This is a genomic window from Dermacoccus sp. Ellin185 (genome assembly GCF_000152185.1).
Lineage (GTDB): Bacteria > Actinomycetota > Actinomycetes > Actinomycetales > Dermatophilaceae > Dermacoccus > Dermacoccus nishinomiyaensis.
In genome coordinates, this window is the sequence record NZ_AEIQ01000096.1 from 1 (window position 1) to 20,274 (window position 20,274).

The following is a 20,274-nucleotide window of genomic DNA, read 5'->3' on the forward strand; positions in this document are numbered from 1 at the left end:
CCCGCCTTGACGCCTCGCGCGCCGCCGCCGTCGCGCACCACGAACGCGCCCATGCCGCGCAGGCGCAGGCGCAGGCGCGGCAGTCGGACGTCCGCGCGCAGGACGCCGTCAGACAGGCGGACGAGGCGCGCGCCCGGGCCCAGCAGACGCAGGCAAAGGTGCATGATCTCGGCCGGCAGATGGCGGAGAAGGATGAGCGCGAGGCCCTCGCACGCGAGGTGCACGACGTGCTCGGCCACCGCCTCAGTCTGCTGTCGATGCAGGCCAACGCTCTCGAGATCGAGGCGCAGGAGGCGGGTTCGCGTGACGTCGAGGATCGCGCGCGACAGATCCAGGAGGGCGCGGCCGGTTCGATGACGGATCTGCGTTCGCTGCTCGCGATGCTGCGCACCGGCGCGACCGACGAGTCGGCGGATCATCACGATCTGGCCGACATCGCCGATCTCGTGCGTGAGTGCATCGACGCGGGCACGCCCGTCAGCTCGAACGTGTTCGTCGATCAGTCGCACCCCCTGGACCCCGTCATCTCGCGCAGCGCGTACCGCATCACCACCGAACTGCTGACGAACGCGCGCAAGCACGCGCCGGGCTCTCTCGTGCAGCTCGACATCCGCGGTGACGCGCGCGGTGGCATCACGATCTCGACGACCAACCCGCTGCCCGATGTCGCGCGCGCTGCCCGATCGGATGGTTCGGGAACCGGCCTGACGGGCGTGGCGCGGCGCGCTCAGGACGTCGGAGGATCGTTCTGGGCAGGCCCGTCACCCGACGGTCGCCGCTTCACCGCGAGCGCCACGCTGCCGTGGACGATGCCGCGTGTCTGACGACGGCTCGATCCACGGCACCACACGTGTCGAATGCGACGAGAGTACGAAAGCAGTTGAGCATGAACGACATTGACCGCCCCGACGGCGCATCCCTTCCGGCCCATGACGGCGCTGAGCGCGCGATCCGCGTCATGGCCGTCGACGACGACCCGATGGTGCTCGACCTCATCCGCGTCATGCTCAAGGCCGCGCCCGGTATCGAACTCGTCGCGACTGCGAGCGACGGCGACGAGGTGATCGGGGTCGTCACAGCACATCACCCGGATGTCGTCCTCATGGACGTGCGCATGGAGCGCATCAACGGCATCGACGCGACGCGCGCACTGACGAAGCGGCCGAACGCACCGCGCGTCATCATTCTCACGACGTTCGACGAGCAGGAGTACGTGCCGCAGGCGATGGACGCCGGTGCCGTCGGGTTCATCCTCAAGGCGTCGGCGCGCGAGGCGCTGTACGGGGCGATCCGCGACGCACACGAGGGGCGCAGCCCCATGTCGCCCGCGAGCGCTGCGCATCTGCGCACCGGATACCTCGACGCCGGGGGCGCCGCGCGCATGGACGCTCGCGCGAAGCTCGCACGGTTGAGTGACCGTGAGCGCGAGATCGTCGAGATGGTGGCGCAGGAGATGTCGAACCCCGCCATCGCCGCCGAATTGTTCTTGAGCGAAAGCATGGTGAAACAACACCTGACGTCGGCCGCCACCAAACTCGGCGTGACAGGCCGCGTCGGCATCGCGATGGTCCTGGCCCGGGCGGAGTAGCGTCGAGGATGCGGTTCCTCACAGACGGCAGCCACGACCCGAACGGAGGCGCACCCGTGGCGCGGTGCCCGTCTGGCGCGCTCGAGGTGCACGAACACGACGCGATTTCCTGACGGTTTCCTCGGACGCGACGACTCACCGCCTCATCTCTTCATCTCGCGGGCTGACGCACATGAGGAAGCCTGACGCGCTTACCACCCGCACTCGCGCCACCCAGCGCACGAGGGGGGATCGTCAGCGAGCCGAATCGAGGCGCGCCACGTGATCGTCGCTGAGCTGCGGAGCCGCCAGTGCGGCGTCGAGCTGCTCGAGCGAGCTTGCCCCGACGATTGGGCGCATCGACGGGCTGCCCTGCACGAGCCAGGACAGCACGACCTGCCCGGGCTGCGCGCCCAGTTCGTCAGCCACCGACCGCAGCGCCGAGAGGCGACACGTCGTCCCCGGGTGGTCGTAGACCTCGGGCAGCGGCCGGTCGTCACGGTCGTACGCACCCTGGATCAGCGGGCTGTAGGCCCAGCACTCGAGGTCGTCATGCGTCTCGAGATAGTCGATCGTCTCGTCGCTGACGAACCCGAAACGGTGATCCTTGCCCGGCACCTGCGTGTCGGGGCGCGGGCGGACGTACGACGTCGTCAGCTGCAGGGCCGTGAACGGCTCGACGCCCTGCTCGGCGGCCAGCATGCGTGCCTGCTCGACGCGCCACGTCGGGTGGTTGCTCACACCGAGCCGGCTCACCTTCCCTCGCGCAACAAGGGAACCCAGCGCCGCGACGACGTCGGGCATCGGCGTCGAACGATCCTCACCGTGCGCCCAGTAGACATCGACGACGTCGATGCCGAGACGTTCGCGGCTGCGCTCGAACTGGGTGGCGATGACGTCAGGCGCAAGGCCCTCCCACTCGGTGAATTCGCCGGCCCGCGCCGGTTCCTGACCCACCTTCGTCGCAATCGTCAGACCTTCGCGGATGCCGGCGTTGGCGCGCAGCCACGCCCCGATCATCTGCTCGCTCTGACCGCCCGCACCCGTCGGATTCGCCCAGAACGCATAGCAATTGGCCGTGTCGAGCGTGCGCCCACCGGCGTCGACGTAGCGATCCATGAGGGCGAATGACGTCCCCTCGTCCGTCTTCGTGCCGAAATGCATCGTGCCGAGGACGAGATGCGGGGCGATCCAAGAAGTCATGCGCCCATCCAACACGCAGCTGGCCACGCACCTCAACGTGGAGGGGCGGCCTCGAGACACCCTGATCCCGCCGGTCCACAGGAACCCCTCGCCGCACACGTCGGGCCACGAAGTGCCACGTGCGATCTCGTAGCCCGGCGGCGGCGCGCGAAACACACGAGATACGACACTGCCGTGCGGTGCGTCGGCACGCCATCACCACCGGCCTCGACGGAACCACCACACCCGCGCGCACGTCACACCAGCACACCATCGAGGGGAGCAAGACATGCGCCGGTCCATCATCATCACCATCGCCGTCGCGGTGCTGGGCATCATCGGCGCCGTTTCGGCGTTCGCGCTGTCGTCCCGAATCGGTGCCTCAGGCGGGCACGGCGGATCGGAGCCGGCACAGCCGGACCCGGCGATCGCGCGCAACATCGCGAACACCGTGCGCCACCAGCCTGGTGTGGCGAATTCGCGCGTCGTGATGAAGGTGAACTGCATCGACGGCTGCCAGGGCCTTGACCATGAGTTCACGGTCGACGTCATGCTGACGGACGACGCCAGCGCACGCCACGTGCTCGACGTCAACCGCACGATCAACGAGCTCTACCCGCGCACGGCTCCGCCGGAGTGGGCAGGTTCTCCCGGGCGAATCCGCTTCAGCCTGCACTCGCCGCAGGACGGTGGTCTCATCGTGCCGACCAACAACGGCAGCCACGGCACGGCTTCGTCCCCGCCCAGAGCCAGCGCGTTGACGAGCACTCAGGTCGACGCGTTCTTGGCGGCTGCCCGCGTCAACCCGTCGTCGTCGGCGTCTTGGTCGTGGTCAGGCAGGGACGACGCGCCGTCGTTCGTCGTTCGCTCCACCATCGAAACCAGCGATTGCGCGACGCTCGACGCGACGGCCGCGCACACCGTCACCGCGCTGTCGGCGATACGCCGCGACGGCACGCCAGCGGAGTTTCGTTTCCGGTGCGAGCACGCCGCGGGTGCGGTGCCGATCGGCGCGACGACGCACACGACCGGATGGTCGACGATGGCCGACACCCTGTCGCGGCTCATGACCCCGCCGGCGAGCAGCAGGTCGTACCGACGTGACGGCGTCTACCTGACGCACAAGCACGACAGCGCCGTCCTCACGGTGAGGGGCAACCCGTCTAATACAACGTCCGAGGTGAAGAACGACGCGGCGACCGTCGTGGCGCAGCTTCGCGAACTCGATGTGCCGACGCCCACGCTGAACCTGCGGCCCGCACCGTGACCGGCGGCGCTCGACGGTGAACGTATGACGCGTCATGAACACGCGAACGCCCGGCACCCCGAGTCGGGGCGCCGGGCGTTCGTCGAGGCTCAGGCCTGGGCCGCGGTCTCTTTGCTCTCGGCGCGACCGCAGTTGCACCCGCCGCAGCCACAGCCGCCACCGGCACCCATGCCGGCTTCGCGAGCCTTGGCGTCGGCCTCCATCTTGGCGCGGATGTCGTCCATCGGCAGCTCACGGATCTGACGGATCAGGTCCTCGACGGCCGCCGCGGGCAGCACGCCCGAGTTGGAGAACACCATGAGGCCGTCGCGGAACGCCATGAGCGTCGGGATGGACTGGATGTTCGCGGCCGCCGCGAGCTCCTGCTCGGCGTCGGTGTCGACCTTCGCGAAGACGATGTCGTCGTGCTTCTCGCTCGCCGCTTCGAACACGGGCGCGAACTGACGGCACGGGCCGCACCAGGCCGCCCAGAAGTCGACGAGGACGATGCCGTTGTTCTCGATGGTCTCGGTGAACTTCTCACCGGTCAGTTCGATGGTTGCCACGCGGGCGCTCCTTCACAGACGTCAGGTTCTCGACCATTCAAACACCGACGCGGCGCGAACCCTTCCCGCCGTGACGCTTCGTTCCAGGCATCATCCCCACTCGGTGCTGTTCGACGTCAGGTGGGGACGCGGCCGGGCGCGCCCCGTGCTGGTGGGTGTGACGTGCAGCGAGCCACCGCAGGACGTCACCACCCCCGAGCTCACCCGAGCGACGGCGGGCGCCGACGGTACGTCGCTGGCGTCGCCGACATCCGAATCGGGTTGGCGACCTGCGCGACGCCCTCGACGTCGACGCGCATGTCCAGGCCGACTGAATCGGCGAGCGCGAACGCCTGCGCGAGATCGTTGACGGGCCCGGCGGGCACACCGGCGTCCGCGAAACGCTCGGCCCATCCCTGCGCGCCATGTGCCGACAGCGCCTCGAGCATCAGCGGGACGAGGTCGTCGCGATGCTCGACACGGGCGGAGTTGGTCGCGAAACGGGCATCCTGCGCCCACTCACCATGACCGAGAACCTCTGCGGCGCAGGCGAACTGGCGATCATTGCCGGCGGCGATGGCGAGCGGCCGATCCGCAGTCTCGAACACTTCGTACGGCACGAGCGACGGGTGACGGTTGCCCATGCCGCGCGGCACGGCCCCCGTCATGACGTGCGCGCCGGCCTGATTCGTCAGCGCCGACAGCAGGGACGACAGCAACGACACCTCGACGAGTTGCCCCTCCCCCGTCGCGTCGCGATGCCGCAACGCCGCGAGCATGCCGACGGCAGCATGCAGACCGGTGACGACGTCGACGAGCGCGACGCCGACCTTCGTCGGCTCGCCGGGCGGCCCGGTCACCGACATGAGGCCACCGACGGCCTGCACGAGCAGGTCGTACCCGGGCAACGCCGACTCACCGAAACCGGTGATCGATACGTAGACGACGTCCGGGTTCCACTCACGCACCTGCTCATACCCGAACTCCAGCCGCGCCATCGTCCCCGGCAAGAAATTCTCGACGACGACGTCGGCGCGCGTCACGAGATCGCGTGCGGCGGCGAGATCGTCCGCCTCGCGAAGATCCCAGAACTCGCTGCGCTTGTTGCGGTTGACCGACAGGAAGTACGTCGCCTCCCCGTCCTCGGTGAACGGCGGACCCCAGGCGCGCGTGTCGTCACCGCCGTCAGGGCGTTCGATCTTGACGACGTCGGCGCCCAGGTCGCCGAGCAGCATCGTCGCGTAAGGGCCGGCCAGGACACGGCCGAAGTCGGCGATGAGCAGGCCGTCGAGCGCTGATGGCACGCAGGCTCCTCGAGGAAAAGTTGGACGAACGAACGTGGACGAGATTCGCCGATGGGAACAGGAATCGCAGATGAGGCGGGCGCGCGACGCTCAGCGACCCGCCGGGCGGGCGTCATCGGACGACGGTGCGTCCGGCGCGTCACCCCAGGCGGAGCCGAAGTCGCGATCGAGTTCAGTCACCGTCTTGTTGCGCAGCCCCCACAGGTACACGGCGAGCGACACTGCGACGCACGCGAGCAGGTAGACGCGGAAGCCCTTCTCGTTGCCATGGGAGGCGAACCAGGTGCCGATGTAGGGCGCGGTGCCACCGAAGACGGCGTTCGCGAGGCCGTATCCGAGTCCGACGCCGAGGGCGCGCACGCGCGTCGGGAAGAGCTCGGCCTTCGCGACAGCGTTGACCGACGTGTAGAACGCGACGATGAGCAGCGCGAACAGCTGCAGCCCGAACGCCGTGAGGCCCGATTCGACCGAACGGATCGCGCCGAGCACCGGCCACGTGATGATGAGCGAGCCGACGCCGAAGATGAGCAGCATGGTGCGTCGCCCGATCTTGTCGGACAGCAGTCCGTACAGCGGCTGCACGATCATGAACACCGTCAGCGCGCACAGGTTGACGATCGAGACGGTGTCCGCGTCGAGCCCCGCCACCTTCTTCATGTAGCTCTGCATGAGGGTCGTGTAGACGTAGAACGACGTCGTCCCGCCGATCGTCAGGCCGACGACGACGATGAACGGCCGCCAGTACTCGCGGAACAGCAGGCCGAGCGAGCCCTTGTTCTCGGTCGAGGTACCTGCCGCAGCGCCACCCGAGGCGGTATCCGCGACGTCAGCCGTCTCGTCCATGCTGCGCCGCAGCCACAGCACGACGAGTGCGCCCGCGGCGCCGATGAAGAACGGCAGACGCCACCCCCAGGTGTGCATCTGCTCCTTGTCGAGCACGTGCTGGAGGACGACCTGCAGCAACGCTGTGAGCACCTGGCCGCCGACGAGCGTCACGTACTGGAAGCTCGAGTAGAACCCGCGACGGTTCGGCGTCGCGATCTCCGACATGTACGCGGCCGTCGTCCCGTATTCACCGCCGACGCTGAAGCCGCTGATCGCGCGCCCGACCCAAAGCAGGACGGTCGCCCAGATGCCGATCCGGTCGTAGGTCGGCGCCGCGCCGATCATGAGGGTACCGAGCGCCATGAGCAGCACCGACGTCGTCAGGGCGGCGCGGCGACCCTTGCGGTCGGCGTAGCGTCCGAAGAACCACGACCCGATGGGCCGCATCAGGAACGTGATGGCGAAGACGGCCCACGTGTCGAGCAGCGCCTGCGTCTCATCACCCTTGGCGAAGAAGTTCGACGCGATGTACGTCGTGAAGATCGCGTAGTTGTAGAAGTCGAACCACTCGATGAGATTGCCGAGCGAACCACGCGCGACATTGCTCATCACCGAGTTGCGACGCTCACCGCCGACGCGCGGGGCGGATGCTGTTGAGCTCATGGGATCCTCTCGGGGCGAACGTGGACGCCGTTCGCCGATGTGGACGAAAATCGCGAAGGGGGACAGGAATCGCAGATGGGGACAAGAGGTGCAGATGTGGACGAGAATCGCGGTGCAGTCAGACGCGAAAAGCCACCTTCATCGACGGCCGATACAACCTGCACCCTATGTGGTGATCGACGCCACGGGTGTGCGTGCCGCCACACGTTGTCGTACCCGCGAGTAGCGTCCGAGTAGGCTGAACACCGAACCACGCCGCTTGCGAAGGAGGGCCCGATGCGCATCGCGCTGTCCTCCTATCGCAGCAAGCCGCACAGCGGCGGCCAGGGCATCTACGTGCGTCACCTCAGCCGCGAACTCGCCGCTCTCGGCCACGACGTCACCGTCTTCTCCGGCCCTCCCTACCCCGAACTGGACGACGCCCGCCTTGTGGCTGGCCGTGCGACTGACCGGGCGACGGGTCCAGCGAGTCGCCAGACGTCGCCAGCCAAGCGGGCCGGCGCGACGGCGAGCATCGAGCCGACGAACCCCGGCAGGCTGCGCCTCGAGAAGCTGGTGAGCCTCGACCTCTACAACGATGACGACCCGTTCCGTCACCCCCATCCGCGCGAACTGCGCGACCGCATCGACGTCGTCGAATACGCGGGGATGCTGTCGGGTTCGTTTCCCGAACCACGCACGTTCGGGATGCGACTGGCGCGCGAGATGCGTTCGCGGTCAAGAGAGTTCGACGTCCTGCATGACAACCAGACGCTCGCGCCGGGCCTGCTCGACATCGCGCGCGGCGGCCTGCCCGTCGTCACGACGATCCACCACCCGATCAGCGCCGACCGCCGCCTCGAGATCGAGGCCGCGACGAACCCGTGGCGCAAGTACACGAAATGGCGTTGGTACTCGTTCGTGCCGATGCAGGCGCGCGTCGCCCGCGCGAGCAGCCGCATCATCACCGTGAGCGAGACGAGCCGCGACGACATCGTCCGAGAATTCGGGGTCGACCCCGAACGCATCAGCATCATCCCCGTCGGCGTCGACGTCGAGACGTTCACGCCCGACGCCGGCGTCGCGAAGAGTGCACCTGGGATCGCCGTCGAGACGCCCGCCCCGGGCGTCGACGTCGAGACGTTCTGGCCTGACGGCTCGGCGCGCCACCGCGTGCCCGGACGCCTCACGACGATCACGAGCGCGAACGTGCCACTCAAGGGGTTGAGTGTGCTCATCGACGCGCTCGCTTTCCTACCGCAGGACGCGTGGCGCGAACTCGTCGTCGTCGGCACACCGAACCGCGCGGTCGAGACCCAACTCGAAGCCCTCGGATTGTCCCCTCGCGTCCGGTTCGTCAGCGGCATCAGCGACGACGACCTCGCGGGTCTACTCGCGAGCGCCGCCGTCCACGTCGTGCCGAGTCTCTATGAAGGTTTCTCGCTGCCCGCGGTCGAGGCCATGGCGTGCGGCACACCCGTCGTCGCGACGCGCGTCGGCGCGCTGCCGCAACTCGTGCACGGCACCGACGGCGAGACGTCGGCTGTCACCGGCAGCGCAGGCAGGGTTCCCGCCGCCCACGGCGGGAGCGCGGGCCCACGCGCCCACGCGGCAGGCGAGCCGGACACGAGCGCTGACGCCGACGGCTCCGACGCCGGCATCCTCGTCGAGCCAGGTGATGCGCGCGCTCTCGCGGGCGGCATCGTCAGCCTGCTCGAATCCGAGGAGACCCGAACACGATTCGGACGCGTCGGTCGCCGTCGCGCCGTCACGACATACTCATGGCGGGCTGTCGCCGAGGCGACGGCCGCCGTCTACACCGAGGAGATCGCCCGATGCTGACCGTCGACTTCAACCGCTTCACCCTGGGCCCGGGCATGACGGTGCTCGACGTCGGGTGCGGGCAGGGACGTCACAGCTTCGAGGCGCTGCGTCGCGGCGGGGACGTCACGGCGTTCGACTTCAGCCAGTCCGACCTCGACGAGGTGCAGACGATGTTCGACGCCATGGCCGCCGAGGGCCAGATGCCTGCGAGCGGCGCCTACCGCACCGTCCAGGGTGACGCGCGCGCGATGCCGTTCGACGACGCGAGCTTCGAGCGCGTCATCGCCTCCGAAGTGCTCGAGCACATCGTCGAGGATGACGCCGCCATCGACGAGATCGTGCGCGTGACCAAGCCCGGCGGCCTCGTCGCCGTGACGGTGCCGCGGTACTGGCCCGAGAAGATCTGCTGGGCCCTGTCGACGCCCTACCACGAGGTCGAGGGTGGCCACGTGCGCATCAACAAGGCGAGCGAACTCGTCGGCAAGCTCGAGAAGCGTGGCCTGATGACGCTCGGCACACACCACGCGCACGCGCTGCACTCGCCGTACTGGTGGCTCAAGTGCGCGGTCGGGGTCGACAACGACACCAACCCCGCCGTCAAGGCGTATCACCGCATGCTCGTCTGGGACATGATGAAGGCGCCGGCGCTGACGCGTCAGGCCGAGAAGGCGCTCAACCCCGTCATGGGCAAGAGCTTCGTCGTGTACCTGCAGAAGCAGTACTGAACCCCGTCGCGCCGATGACGTCAGCCCTCACCAGTGAACAAGTCTGCGAGACAGGCCTGTTCATTGCTCTCCTCCAGGGCGAAGACGGCGCGCTGCCGTGGTTCGTCGGCGGGCAGTGGGACGCCTGGAACCACACCGAGGCACTCATGGGCCTGACGATCGCCGCCCATGTTTCACGTGAAACAGGATCACCACGTGTCAATCACACCGCCGAGCAGCTGAGCGAACGCGCCCGTCTCGGCCTGCAGCACCTGCGCGAAACGCAGCGTGAGGACGGCTCGTGGCCGATGCGCGTGAGAGACGGCGTCGTCGAACAGGACGAGAGCGACACGAACCAGTGCGCCTACCCGGCCGTCGGCGTCTGGCATCTCGCGCTCGTCACCGGCGCAGGGCGCGGCGACGGCCCCGACCGCGGCATCCTCGCCGAGAACTGGCCGATGGTCCGTGCGGCGATCCGACACGTCCTGACGGCCCAGCGCGACGACTGCACGATCGCCTGGGCGATCAACCGTCGCGGCGGCCTCGGCGACCATGCGTTGCTCACCGGCAACGCCAGCATCCTGCAGTCGCTGTGGGCCGCGGCCGCCATCGCGGATACCCTCGGCCACATCGATGACGCTGCGTCCTGGCGCGAATCCGGCACCCGGCTCGCGGCAGCGGTGCGTCAGGTCGAACTGTTCGCCGACCGTCGCCGCTTCTCGATGGACTGGTTCTACCCCGTCCTCGGCGGCGCTCTCGTCGGCGACCACGCGGCCACGCACCTGCGTCGCGACTGGGATCGCTTCGTCATCGAGGGCCAGGGGGTCCGCTGCGTCGACGACCGACCGTGGGTCACCGGCGGGGAGAGCGCCGAACTCGTCATGGCGCTGTGTTGCCTCGACGGCACGCCGCACGAAGATCGCGCGCGACGCGACGCGCGCGCCGTCTTCGCCGACCTGCAGCACACACGCGACACGAGCGGCGGCTATTGGACGGGGTACGTCGTCGACGACGACGCCGTGTGGCCCGTCGAGCAGACGGGATGGAGCGCCGGCGCGATGCTGCTCGCCGCCGATGCCCTCGACGGCCTCACGCCCGCCGCCAACTTCTTCCACGCCATGACGTGGCCGGCCCGCACGCCGAGCCACAGCGCCGTCAGAGACCACGAGGAGCCCCGATGAGCACCCCGCCCCTTCCCCAGGACGTTCTCGACGCCTTCCACGCGACGACCGGTTTCATGCCGGACGACGAGGGGCAGGCGCTGTACGAGGCGGCCGCGAGCGCCCGTCCCGGCACCCGGCTCGAGATCGGCACGTACTGCGGCAAGTCGACGGTGCTGCTCGCGCAGGCGGCGCGCGTCGTCGCCGAATCGTCCGACGCCCCAACGCAGGTGGTGACCGTCGACCATCACCACGGCAGCGAGGAGAACCAGCCCGGCTGGGAGTGGCACGACACGTCGATGGTCGATGAGCACTCGGGTCTGCTCGACACGCTGCCCGCATTTCGTCGCACCTGGGACGAGCACGTCAAGGACGTCGTCAGCATCGTCGTCGCGACGACGGCGCAGGTCGCGACGTGGTGGCGCACCCCCGTCGAGTTCCTCTTCCTCGACGGCAACCACGTCGAGGAGATGGCGCAGCACGACTACGCGGCGTTCGCGCCGCACGTCAGCGTCGGCGGGTTGCTCGCGGTGCACGACGTCTTCCCCGACCCGAATGACGGTGGGCAGGCACCGTGGCATGTCGTCGAACGCGCCCTGGGCGACGGCTTCGAGCAGGTGTCGCAGACGGGCTCGTTGCGCATCCTGCGGCGCCGCTGACCCCGGCAACCAGATTTCGGCCTCTCCGCCACCGAATTGGCGCCCCTTGCACAACTTATGAGTCGGATCTCATAATGAGTGAATGAACGGGACGCCTGCGGCCGTCACCGTCAGCCTGGGGGGAGGCCGATGAGCAATCCGATGACGAGCTTGGTGCTCGACGAGGGGATGAGCGTCGAACTGCGGGGGCAGTTGGCGCTGTGTGAGGACGAGGTCGTCCTGACTGGCTGTGGGATGCTGCCGCTCGGTTCGCCGCCGCATCTGACGTGGGAGCAGACGCCCTTCGTAGCACTGGCCACCGACTGCGCGAAGAAGGCGCGGCCGCTCGTGGGGCAGCCCGTGTTCGGGCGTGGGACGTGGACCGGGTACGAGATCAGTGCGTGCGAACTCGAGCCGGGGGACGCTTGGGCGCACGCACACGACATCCCCGATCCGCTGACGAAGGACCGCACCCCGGTCAGCGCGCACGTGCGCTCCGTCGAGGCCGGCCTGTTCTCGAGCGGCGCCATGCTGCGTCGCGTCCGTTTTCTCGACGCCGGGCGACCGCGCGTCATCGCCAGCGCCACTGACGTCGAGCTCACGACGCGACTGCTCACACCCATCTACGGTGATGCGCTCGAGGTGCATCGCAGCCGCTGGAGCATCAGCGAGGTGCGTGGCCTCGACGACATCCTCAACGACCTGCCCGAGGACAAGGTGCTCAAGATCGAGTACCGCATGGACGGTGACGGCACGATCAGCCGCAAGCTGCGCGTCAACTACGTCGACGATGACCTCGCGCGCTCCCTCGCCCCGTTTCCGCCCGAGATGCTCGCCGTCTACGCCGTCGTCGAACCCAAGGGCGCGCCGCAGGATCGCGACCCCTGGTTTCCCGCGCGACCCCGGCATCTCGCGCGTCCGGCCGGCACCCCCGATGTGCCGACGCTCGAACACGTGCGCGTGTAGCGCGCGAGTGGCCCGGCACCCGGCAGTGCAGACCGCGCACCGCCGCGCAGGCCTGTGGGGCCTGCGCGGCGAGCTTGTCTCGTGATTCAGCGACGTCGGGTGGCGACCAAGCTCGTCGCCGTCACCGTCAGCAGCGACAGGACGATGACGCTGAGCGAGACGGCCGTCGACGGCGTCCACACCCACGACCAGACGTCGTGCGCCCAGTGCGCGATGAGCTTGTATCCGATGAACGCGAGGATGACGGCGAGACCGTAGCCGAGGTGTACGAGCTTGCCGAGGACGCCCTCGACGAGGAAGTACAGCGCGCGCAGACCGAGCAGCGCGAACGCGTTCGTCACGAAGACGAGGTACGGGTCGGACGTGATGCCGTAGACGGCGGGCACCGAGTCGAGCGCGAACAAGGCGTCCGTCGCGAGGACGGCCAGCGTCACGACGGCCAGAGGCGTCAACGCGCGACGGACGGACCGACCGGTAGCGCCGGCGTCAGCGTCTTCTCGCACGAGCATCGCGGAGCCGCGGTAGCCGTCGGTGACGGGGAAGAAACGGCGGATGACCTTGACGATGCGCATGTCACCCGGGTCGACGGTGTGGTCGTCGCCCTGACGGGTGTCGCACCAGACCTTCACGGCCGTCCACAGCAGGAACGCGCCGAAGATGACGAACATCCAGGCGAAGTTCGAGAGCAACTGCGCGCCGAGCGCGATCATGATGGCGCGCATGACGAGGGCGCCGGCGACGCCGATGAGGAGCACCCGCTGCTGGTACATCTTGGGCACGGCGAACGCCGTCAGCAGCATCATGAACAGGAACAGGTTGTCGACGCTGAGTGACTTCTCGACGAGGTAGCCGGTGTAGAACTCGGTGCCCGTCGTCGAGCCGTGCGCGCTCCACAACCAGGCGCCGAACGCGACCGGCAACGCGATGTAGAACGTCGACCAGGCCGTCGCTTCCTTGAGCGATACCTCGTGAGGTTTGCGCGTGACGAGGAAGTCGAGCGCGAACAGGACGATGAGCCCGATGAGCGTCACGGCCCAGAGAGTGGGGGTGGCCAGGGAGTGCATGGAACTACCTCAGATCGCATGAGTGACGAACTGAGGTCTCCTTCGCCGCGGAACGATCCGCCGCTCTCGAACCGGGAGCGCGCATGATCGCGCTCGTATTGACCGGAGCCGAGACGTGGGAAGTACTCCCCTCGCTAACCATCATAGCCGATCTGCGGGCCCTGCCCCACTCGACGAGCAGGCTTTCTTGATTCGTTCCAGAAATCGCGGCATCATGGAGGCATGACGACGACGCCCGCCACCGATCCGCGCACCATGCTGCGTCAGGTGAACCTGCGGATCACCGGCCCGCGCGTCGCCATCCTCGATGCCCTCGAGACGCGCCCCCACTCGGATGCGGAGACCGTCATCCAGGCGGTGCGCGACAGTTACGGCAAGGTCTCGACGCAAACCGTCTACGACGCCCTGCATGCGATGACGGCGCACGGCATCATCCGCCGCATCGAGCCGGCCGGCCAATCCGCGCTCTACGAACGACGCGTCGGCGACAACCACCACCACCTCGTGTGCCGACAATGCGCGACGATCGTCGACATCCCCTGTGCCGTCGGCGACACACCGTGCCTGACGGCGGCGCACGAGTCCGAACTCAGCGAGGGGTTCGACATCGACGAGGCCGAGGTGACGTACTGGGGCGTCTGCCGCGCGTGCCGCGAGGGCGCTGCCGCAGCTTCCGCTGCGTCACCCGTCGTCGGCTGAGCCGCGCCCGAGGTTGCCGGGTCGCACGCGGGAGACCAGGGGGGCATCCGCGATCCGGTTCATCCCGACATTCGCGGGGTCGCCCGTGAGACGGTGGCTGACGTGACGAGCACACCCACCCTGCGTCCCGAGGTCGATGCGTCCGACGTCGAAGCCGCCGCCGAGCGCCTCACCGACCTGCTCCACCCCACGATGCTGTTCGAGAGCAGCCGCCTGTCGACGAAGTTCGGCGCGAGCGTCGTGCTCAAGCGCGAGGATCAGCAGCCGGTGCGCTCGTACAAGATTCGTGGAGCGAGCAACCTCATCGCGCAGCTCGACGACGACGCGCGCGCGGCGGGCGTCGTCTGCGCGTCGGCCGGCAACCATGCCCAGGGCGTCGCATACGCGTGCTCGCGCCTCGGCGTGAAGGCGACGATCTTCCTGCCGCGCACGACGCCCCGTCAGAAGCGTGAGCGGGTTCGAGTGCTCGGCGGGCCGTGGGTCGAGACGGTCGTCGAGGGCGACACGTACGACGTCGCCGCTGGCGCTGCAGGCGAATTCGCTGCGACGACCGGGGCGACGCTCGTGCCCGCGTTCGACGACGTCCGCACCATCGCGGGGCAGGGCACCGTCGCGCTCGAGGCGTTCGCGCAGTGCGAGGCGCAGTACGGCAAGGTGCCGGACGTCGTCGTCGTGCCCGTCGGTGGCGGCGGGTTGCTGGCGGGCATCACGGCGTGGGTGCGGGAGCGCCATCCGTCGTCGCGCATCGTCGGCGTCGAACCGGTGGGGGCGCCGTCGCTGCAGGCGGCGCTTGCTGAGGGACGCCCGGTGGCGGTGCCGGTGACCGATCCGTTCGTCGACGGCGCGACGGTCGGCCTGCTCGGCGCGCACACGTACCCGATCATCGCTGCCGGCGGCGTGCCGTGCTTCAGCGTGCCGGAGGGGCAGATCTGCACGGAGATGCTCGACCTGTATCAGAGCGACGGCATCATCGCGGAGCCTGCCGGCGCGCTCGCGCCCGCAGCGTTGCCCGGTGTCGACTTCGCCGATGGCGAGCTCGTCCTCGCGATCCTGTCGGGCGGAAACAACGACGTGTCGCGCTATGCGGAGGTCGTCGAGCGTTCGCTCGTGTTCGAGGGCCGCAAGCATTACTTCATCGTCGAATTTCCGCAGGAACCCGGGCAGTTGAGGCGTTTTCTCGACGGGGTACTCGGGCCTGACGACGACATCACGTTGTTCGAGTACACGAAGCGTTCCAACCGCGAGACGGGCCCGGCGCTCGTCGGCCTGGAGTTGGGCGACCCGTCGTCGTTGCCCGATCTGCTTGCGCGGATCGATGCGTCGCCGGCGCGGGTTGAGCGGGTGGATCCCGACTCGCCCCTGTTTCGGATGGTTCTCTGAGGATCTAGTGAACGAAGGTAGGACCGCAGCGTCGTGTCCGTCGAGTACGGCATGGGTGGGGTCACCGCAGCGAAGCGAGGATTGCTCCAGCCATGCCGGGCGCGGGCGGACGCGCATGTCACAGCGAGGATCCTGCCGAAGTGAACGTTGACGAAGAGAACCGAGAAGAATGGTTCTGTAGTTCTCTGACGATCACTCGATGTTGCCCGGGATCTGGGGCACGGGAGCCCCGAATCCCGGGCAACATCGCGGGTCGGCGTGGTTCGATGGGGTCTTCACGCCCCATCCAAGAGCGTCGCGGAATCACAGCGGAGGTCAACATGGCAGCAGAGCAGTTCGAGGTCGCGGCGAGTGACGGCGTCGTCATCCGCGGTCAGCGGTGGTTGCCGGACGGAGAAGCGCGCGCCGTCGTGCAGATCGCTCACGGCATGGCGGAGCATTCGGCGCGCTACGAGCGGTTCGCGCAGGAGTTGAACGCGGCCGGGTACGCCGTCTACGCGAACGATCACCGTGGGCACGGGCGCACCGCCGAGGGTGGTGTGCTCGGTCATTTCGCTGACGATGACGGGTGGGCGCGCGTCGTCGACGACCTGCTCCAGGTGACGCGGCGCGCGCAGGCCGAGGTGCCGGGTCGCCCCGTCGTCCTGCTAGGGCACAGCATGGGTTCGCTACTGGTGCGTACGTTCGCGGCGCAACACGGCGATCTACTGGCGGGTCTCATCGTCTCCGGAACGCCCGCCGATCCTGGGCTGCTGGGCCGCGTCGGACGTCAGGTCGCGCGCGCCGAGGGCCGTCTGCGGGGGCGCACGCACGCGAGCAAGCTCCTCGACACGATGTCGTTCGGGGCGTTCAACAAGCAGTTCGCGCCTGCGCGCACGGACTTCGACTGGCTCTCGCGCGACGAGGCCGCCGTCGATGACTACGTCGCCGACCCGTTGTGCGGGTTCGTCTGCACCGCCGCGTTCTACGCCGACATGCTGGGCGGGCTGCGCCTGGTCAACCGGCGTTCGTTCGCGGCCGGCACGCCGTCGGATCTGCCGGTTCTCGTCATCTCCGGCGAGGCCGACCCGGCCGGCGACAACGGCAAGGGCGTGCGACCCGTCGCCGATCTGCTGCGCGGCGTCGGGGTGCACGACGTCACCCTGACGCTCTACCCCGGCGCGCGCCACGAGATCCTCCACGAGACGAACCGCGACGAGGTCGTCGCCGACATCCTCGCCTGGCTCGACGCCCACGTCTGAGCCGCCGCGGGGCGAGAGGTCGTCACCCCGGCAGTCGCCTGCGTCACCGGTCGGCCTGGCCACCATCTTCAGTGGTCTGTTCGTGGCGCGGCTTGCGAAAGTGGACGAAACTCGCCGATGGGGACAGGAATCGCCGATGTGTCCGGGAATCGCGGAGGGCGGCTTGGAGGATTTGCCCCACAGAAACGTTACCGACCAGTAGCGTAGGGGGCGGCATGCCCCCGCGAGGAAGGAAACGCTCATGGCTGACACGCAGCGCACCGAGGTGAACGGTCTGCAGGTCGCGACGATCCTGTACGACTTCATCAACGATCAGGTCCTGCCCGGCACCGGTGTCGACGCCGACACGTACTGGAAGGGCTTCGCCGACGTCGTCGCCGAGCTCGGCCCGAAGAACCGCGCCCTGCTCGCCGAGCGTGACGACCTCCAGGCCAAGATCGACGAATACCACCGCGCCAACCCGGGCAAGCCCGACTTCGACGCGTACAAGAGCTTCCTCACCGAGATCGGCTACCTCGTCGATGCTCCGGCCGAGTTCAGCATCACGACGCAGAACGTCGACCGTGAGATCACCGACCAGGCCGGCCCGCAGCTCGTCGTGCCGATCCTCAACGCCCGCTTCGCGCTCAACGCGTCGAACGCCCGCTGGGGTTCGCTCTACGACGCGCTCTACGGCACCGACGCGATCGACGAGGCCGACGGCAAGGAGAAGGGCACCTCGTACAACACGGTGCGCGGCGACGCCGTCATCGCGTTCGCGAAGAACTTCCTCGACACTGCCGTCCCGCTCGCCGAGGGTTCGTACACCGACGTCACCGGCTTCGGCGTCGACGGCGGCGAGCTCGTCGTCCACCTCGACGGTGAGCGCACGACGTCGCTGAAGAACACTGACGAGTTCGCCGGCTACGTGGGGCTGCCTGCGCAGCCGGAGGGAATCCTGCTGAAGCACAACGGTCTTCACCTGGAGATCCAGATCGACTCCGAGTCCCCGATCGGCGCGACCGACCCGGCCGGCATCAAGGACGTCCTCGTCGAGTCGGCTGTCACGACGATCATGGACCTCGAGGATTCCGTCGCCGCCGTCGACGCCGAGGACAAGGTGCTCGGTTACACGAACTGGCTCGGCCTCAACAAGGGTGACCTCGCCGAGGAGATCACGAAGAACGGCAAGACGTTCAAGCGCGAGCTCAACCCCGACCGCGAATACGTCTCCCCCGGCGGCGACACGTTCACCCTTCCGGGCCGCTCGTTGCTGTTCGTCCGCAACGTCGGCCACCTCATGACGAGCGACGCCGTCCTCGATGCCGACGGCAACGAGATCGGCGAGGGCATCCTCGACGCCCTCGTCACCGTCCCGGCTGCGATCCACGGCTTCGCCGACAAGGACGGCGTGAGCAACACGCGCGCCGGCTCGATCTACATCGTCAAGCCGAAGATGCACGGCCCGCAGGAGGTCGCGTTCGCGAACGAGCTGTTCGAGCGCGTCGAGAGCGTCGTCGGGCTGGCGAAGAACACCGTCAAGATGGGCATCATGGACGAGGAGCGCCGCACGACGGTCAACCTCTCCGCCTGCATCGACGCCGCCAAGGAGCGCGTCGTGTTCATCAACACGGGCTTCCTCGACCGCACCGGCGACGAGATCCACACGTCGATGCTCGAGGGCCCGATGATCCGCAAGGGCGAGATGAAGGGTTCCACGTGGATCAAGGCGTACGAGGACAACAACGTCGACGTGGGCCTCGCTGCCGGTCTCGCGCACAAGGCGCAGATCGGCAAGGGCATGTGGGCGATGCCCGACCTGATGAAGGACATGCTCGAGCAGAAGATCGGCCAGCCGAAGGCCGGCGCGACGACGGCGTGGGTGCCGTCGCCGACCGCCGCGACGCTGCACGCGCTGCACTACCACCAGGTCGACGTGTTCGCCGTGCAGGAGGAGCTCGCGAAGCGCAAGGCCGCGTCGGTCGACGACATCCTGCAGATCCCGCTCGCGGAGAACACGGACTGGTCGGACGCCGACAAGCGCGAGGAACTCGACAACAACTGCCAGTCGATCCTCGGCTACGTCGTGCGCTGGATCGACCAGGGCGTCGGCTGCTCGAAGGTGCCCGACATCCACGACGTCGCGCTCATGGAGGACCGGGCGACGCTGCGCATCTCCAGCCAGCTGCTCGCGAACTGGCTGCAGCACGGCATCGTCACCGAAGACGAGATCGTCGAGTCGCTGAGGCGCATGGCGCCGGTCGTCGACCAGCAGAACGCCGGTGACGCGAAGTACGAGCCCATGGCGCCGGGCTTCGACGGCATCGCGTTCAACGCGGCCAAGGAGCTGATCCTCGAGGGAACGAAGCAGCCCAACGGCTACACCGAGCCGATTCTGCACCGTCGTCGGCGAGACAAGAAAGCCGCGCGCTGAGGATCAAGCGAGCGGAGTCGAGGGTGTGGATGCCGAGCTTGCGAGGCGTTCACACCTCGGCGTAGGGAGCGTTGACGAAGCGCGCCGTGGGCTCAGTGACGATCAAGCCCGACCGAGGTAGGTCCGCGCCGGAGCGTGCGACGGCCCGGCCCTGCCGAATCGGGCGCTGAGGAACTGAGCCAAGGAGTAGTCCGCGCGCTGAGGATCAAGCGAACGGAGTCGAGGGTCGCCTGACCCTGAGGATGGCGCGTAACTCACAGGTAGGCACGCAACTGCACGCCTGCGTGTGAGTTACGCGCCATCGTGCGTGCTGGGGTCGGCGCGGGGCGTCCGAGGGCTGTGCGCGACCTGGGTTCCGTTGGAACGCCTAGCATTCGGACATGAAGCGCATCGACGTCCATGCTGACGGGCCCGCGAGTGTCGACGCGGCGTGGCAGGCCTACGTGCACGTCGATCGGTGGCGTGACTGGTCGCCGCACATGCCGCCGGTCGAGGCGGATGCCGTGGTGATCCGTCCCGGCACGCAAGGACGATGGCGTCTCGGGCCGGTGACGGTGGGGCGGTTCGTCATCACCGACGTCGATGCGGTGGCGAGGACGTGGAGCTGGCGCGTCAGCGTCCTGGGGCTGACGACGACGGGCGAGCACCGCGTCGAGGTTCGTCGGGGCGGGTGTCGCTGCCACATGGCGATGGATCTGCCGCCCATCGTCGGGCAGGCCTACCGGCCGCTAGCGTGGTGGGCCCTCCATCGGCTCGCTCGCAGCTCGTGAGGCATCGAGGGACACGAAGGGGGTGTGGAGAAACGCGTCATCCGTGACGCGTTTCTCCACACCCCTGGTGTCTTCTCTTTGCGCCTAGTGTCGCGCGTCATTAA

The 20,274-nt window shown here is 68.3% G+C and carries 18 protein-coding genes; 13 read left to right on the forward strand and 5 right to left on the reverse strand.

All coding sequences use genetic code 11. The annotated features are described in order from the left end of the window. Both HMPREF0321_RS10760 and HMPREF0321_RS10765 read left to right on the forward strand, forming a co-directional pair. Positions 1 to 824: sensor histidine kinase (locus tag HMPREF0321_RS10760; protein WP_006946378.1), on the forward strand; the 824-nt coding region annotated here is incomplete at its 5' end. 62 nt (positions 825 to 886) lie between these two features. After that, positions 887 to 1,588, forward strand: a complete 702-nt coding sequence (locus HMPREF0321_RS10765; RefSeq protein ID WP_006946381.1) for a response regulator transcription factor — start codon at positions 887 to 889, stop codon at positions 1,586 to 1,588. A 234-nt stretch (positions 1,589 to 1,822) separates the two neighbouring features. Here the strand turns inward: HMPREF0321_RS10765 and HMPREF0321_RS10770 are convergent, their stop codons facing one another. Continuing rightward, complete coding sequence (locus tag HMPREF0321_RS10770; protein ID WP_006946401.1) at positions 1,823 to 2,770, reverse strand: aldo/keto reductase; 948 nt, start codon at positions 2,768 to 2,770, stop codon at positions 1,823 to 1,825. A 268-nt stretch (positions 2,771 to 3,038) separates the two neighbouring features. Here HMPREF0321_RS10770 and HMPREF0321_RS10775 point away from each other — a divergent pair, with 268 nt between their 5' ends. Next, a complete protein-coding gene (locus HMPREF0321_RS10775) occupies positions 3,039 to 4,016 on the forward strand; it encodes a hypothetical protein (protein WP_006946399.1) in 978 nt (325 codons plus the stop codon). Positions 4,017 to 4,105: 89 nt separating this feature from the next. On the opposite strand, the gene trxA is transcribed toward HMPREF0321_RS10775, so the two are convergent. The 3 genes from trxA to HMPREF0321_RS10790 all read right to left on the reverse strand — a co-directional run bounded on the left by trxA (position 4,106) and on the right by HMPREF0321_RS10790 (position 7,332). After that, a complete protein-coding gene (gene trxA / locus HMPREF0321_RS10780) occupies positions 4,106 to 4,561 on the reverse strand; it encodes a thioredoxin (RefSeq protein ID WP_006946393.1) in 456 nt (151 codons plus the stop codon). Positions 4,562 to 4,761: 200 nt separating this feature from the next. Next, on the reverse strand, positions 4,762 to 5,844 hold the full coding sequence (locus tag HMPREF0321_RS10785; protein WP_006946382.1) for a CaiB/BaiF CoA-transferase family protein: 1,083 nt from the start codon (positions 5,842 to 5,844) through the stop codon (positions 4,762 to 4,764). A gap of 90 nt (positions 5,845 to 5,934) precedes the next feature. After that, positions 5,935 to 7,332 (reverse strand): MFS transporter, encoded by a 1,398-nt coding sequence (locus tag HMPREF0321_RS10790; protein WP_006946389.1) that lies wholly within the window; start codon positions 7,330 to 7,332, stop codon positions 5,935 to 5,937. Between the two features lie 276 nt (positions 7,333 to 7,608). On the opposite strand from HMPREF0321_RS10790, the gene HMPREF0321_RS16540 reads away from it, so the two are divergent. From HMPREF0321_RS16540 to HMPREF0321_RS10815, 5 genes are all read left to right on the forward strand, one after another. Beyond that, on the forward strand, positions 7,609 to 9,153 hold the full coding sequence (locus HMPREF0321_RS16540; RefSeq protein ID WP_006946383.1) for a glycosyltransferase family 4 protein: 1,545 nt from the start codon (positions 7,609 to 7,611) through the stop codon (positions 9,151 to 9,153). After that, on the forward strand, positions 9,147 to 9,860 hold the full coding sequence (locus HMPREF0321_RS10800; protein WP_006946388.1) for a class I SAM-dependent methyltransferase: 714 nt from the start codon (positions 9,147 to 9,149) through the stop codon (positions 9,858 to 9,860). Before HMPREF0321_RS16540 ends, HMPREF0321_RS10800 begins: the two co-directional genes overlap by 7 nt. A 14-nt stretch (positions 9,861 to 9,874) precedes the next feature. Next, entirely contained in the window at positions 9,875 to 11,020 is a 1,146-nt protein-coding gene (locus tag HMPREF0321_RS10805; protein ID WP_006946390.1) for a hypothetical protein, read from the forward strand. After that, complete coding sequence (locus tag HMPREF0321_RS10810; protein WP_006946394.1) at positions 11,017 to 11,658, forward strand: class I SAM-dependent methyltransferase; 642 nt, start codon at positions 11,017 to 11,019, stop codon at positions 11,656 to 11,658. Before HMPREF0321_RS10805 ends, HMPREF0321_RS10810 begins: the two co-directional genes overlap by 4 nt. 141 nt (positions 11,659 to 11,799) lie before the next feature. Continuing rightward, positions 11,800 to 12,603, forward strand: coding sequence for a hypothetical protein (locus HMPREF0321_RS10815; RefSeq protein WP_006946392.1), 804 nt, complete (start codon positions 11,800 to 11,802; stop codon positions 12,601 to 12,603). Between the two features lie 86 nt (positions 12,604 to 12,689). On the opposite strand, the gene HMPREF0321_RS10820 is transcribed toward HMPREF0321_RS10815, so the two are convergent. Continuing rightward, positions 12,690 to 13,667 (reverse strand): TerC/Alx family metal homeostasis membrane protein, encoded by a 978-nt coding sequence (locus HMPREF0321_RS10820; RefSeq protein ID WP_006946385.1) that lies wholly within the window; start codon positions 13,665 to 13,667, stop codon positions 12,690 to 12,692. A gap of 222 nt (positions 13,668 to 13,889) precedes the next feature. Between HMPREF0321_RS10820 and HMPREF0321_RS10825 the strand changes: the two genes are divergently transcribed. The 5 genes from HMPREF0321_RS10825 (at position 13,890) to HMPREF0321_RS10845 (ending at position 20,170) form a co-directional block, all read left to right on the forward strand. After that, positions 13,890 to 14,366 (forward strand): Fur family transcriptional regulator, encoded by a 477-nt coding sequence (locus HMPREF0321_RS10825; RefSeq protein ID WP_006946384.1) that lies wholly within the window; start codon positions 13,890 to 13,892, stop codon positions 14,364 to 14,366. Positions 14,367 to 14,459: 93 nt separating this feature from the next. Next, positions 14,460 to 15,746: a threonine ammonia-lyase IlvA gene (gene ilvA, locus HMPREF0321_RS10830; protein WP_006946380.1), complete on the forward strand. Its 1,287-nt coding sequence runs from the start codon at positions 14,460 to 14,462 to the stop codon at positions 15,744 to 15,746. Between the two features lie 320 nt (positions 15,747 to 16,066). Then, positions 16,067 to 16,987 (forward strand): alpha/beta hydrolase, encoded by a 921-nt coding sequence (locus tag HMPREF0321_RS10835; RefSeq protein ID WP_006946386.1) that lies wholly within the window; start codon positions 16,067 to 16,069, stop codon positions 16,985 to 16,987. Between the two features lie 241 nt (positions 16,988 to 17,228). Continuing rightward, positions 17,229 to 19,400 carry a malate synthase G gene (locus tag HMPREF0321_RS10840; RefSeq protein WP_006946379.1) on the forward strand — a complete coding sequence of 724 codons (2,172 nt, stop codon included), beginning with the start codon at positions 17,229 to 17,231 and terminating at the stop codon, positions 19,398 to 19,400. Positions 19,401 to 19,780: 380 nt separating this feature from the next. Further along, positions 19,781 to 20,170: an SRPBCC family protein gene (locus tag HMPREF0321_RS10845; protein WP_006946391.1), complete on the forward strand. Its 390-nt coding sequence runs from the start codon at positions 19,781 to 19,783 to the stop codon at positions 20,168 to 20,170. Positions 20,171 to 20,274: the final 104 nt, after the last annotated feature.

Bases quoted from the DNA above. Each gene is read 5' to 3' on its own strand.
- HMPREF0321_RS10765 (WP_006946381.1), top strand. From the start codon at position 887: ATGAACGACATTGACCGCCCCGACGGCGCATCCCTTCCGGCCCATGAC.
- HMPREF0321_RS10770 (WP_006946401.1), bottom strand. From the start codon at position 2,770: ATGACTTCTTGGATCGCCCCGCATCTCGTCCTCGGCACGATGCATTTC.
- HMPREF0321_RS10775 (WP_006946399.1), top strand. From the start codon at position 3,039: ATGCGCCGGTCCATCATCATCACCATCGCCGTCGCGGTGCTGGGCATC.
- HMPREF0321_RS10790 (WP_006946389.1), bottom strand. From the start codon at position 7,332: ATGAGCTCAACAGCATCCGCCCCGCGCGTCGGCGGTGAGCGTCGCAAC.
- HMPREF0321_RS16540 (WP_006946383.1), top strand. From the start codon at position 7,609: ATGCGCATCGCGCTGTCCTCCTATCGCAGCAAGCCGCACAGCGGCGGC.
- HMPREF0321_RS10800 (WP_006946388.1), top strand. From the start codon at position 9,147: ATGCTGACCGTCGACTTCAACCGCTTCACCCTGGGCCCGGGCATGACG.
- HMPREF0321_RS10805 (WP_006946390.1), top strand. From the start codon at position 9,875: ATGACGTCAGCCCTCACCAGTGAACAAGTCTGCGAGACAGGCCTGTTC.
- HMPREF0321_RS10810 (WP_006946394.1), top strand. From the start codon at position 11,017: ATGAGCACCCCGCCCCTTCCCCAGGACGTTCTCGACGCCTTCCACGCG.
- HMPREF0321_RS10815 (WP_006946392.1), top strand. From the start codon at position 11,800: ATGACGAGCTTGGTGCTCGACGAGGGGATGAGCGTCGAACTGCGGGGG.
- HMPREF0321_RS10820 (WP_006946385.1), bottom strand. From the start codon at position 13,667: ATGCACTCCCTGGCCACCCCCACTCTCTGGGCCGTGACGCTCATCGGG.
- HMPREF0321_RS10825 (WP_006946384.1), top strand. From the start codon at position 13,890: ATGACGACGACGCCCGCCACCGATCCGCGCACCATGCTGCGTCAGGTG.
- HMPREF0321_RS10835 (WP_006946386.1), top strand. From the start codon at position 16,067: ATGGCAGCAGAGCAGTTCGAGGTCGCGGCGAGTGACGGCGTCGTCATC.
- HMPREF0321_RS10840 (WP_006946379.1), top strand. From the start codon at position 17,229: ATGGCTGACACGCAGCGCACCGAGGTGAACGGTCTGCAGGTCGCGACG.
- HMPREF0321_RS10845 (WP_006946391.1), top strand. From the start codon at position 19,781: ATGAAGCGCATCGACGTCCATGCTGACGGGCCCGCGAGTGTCGACGCG.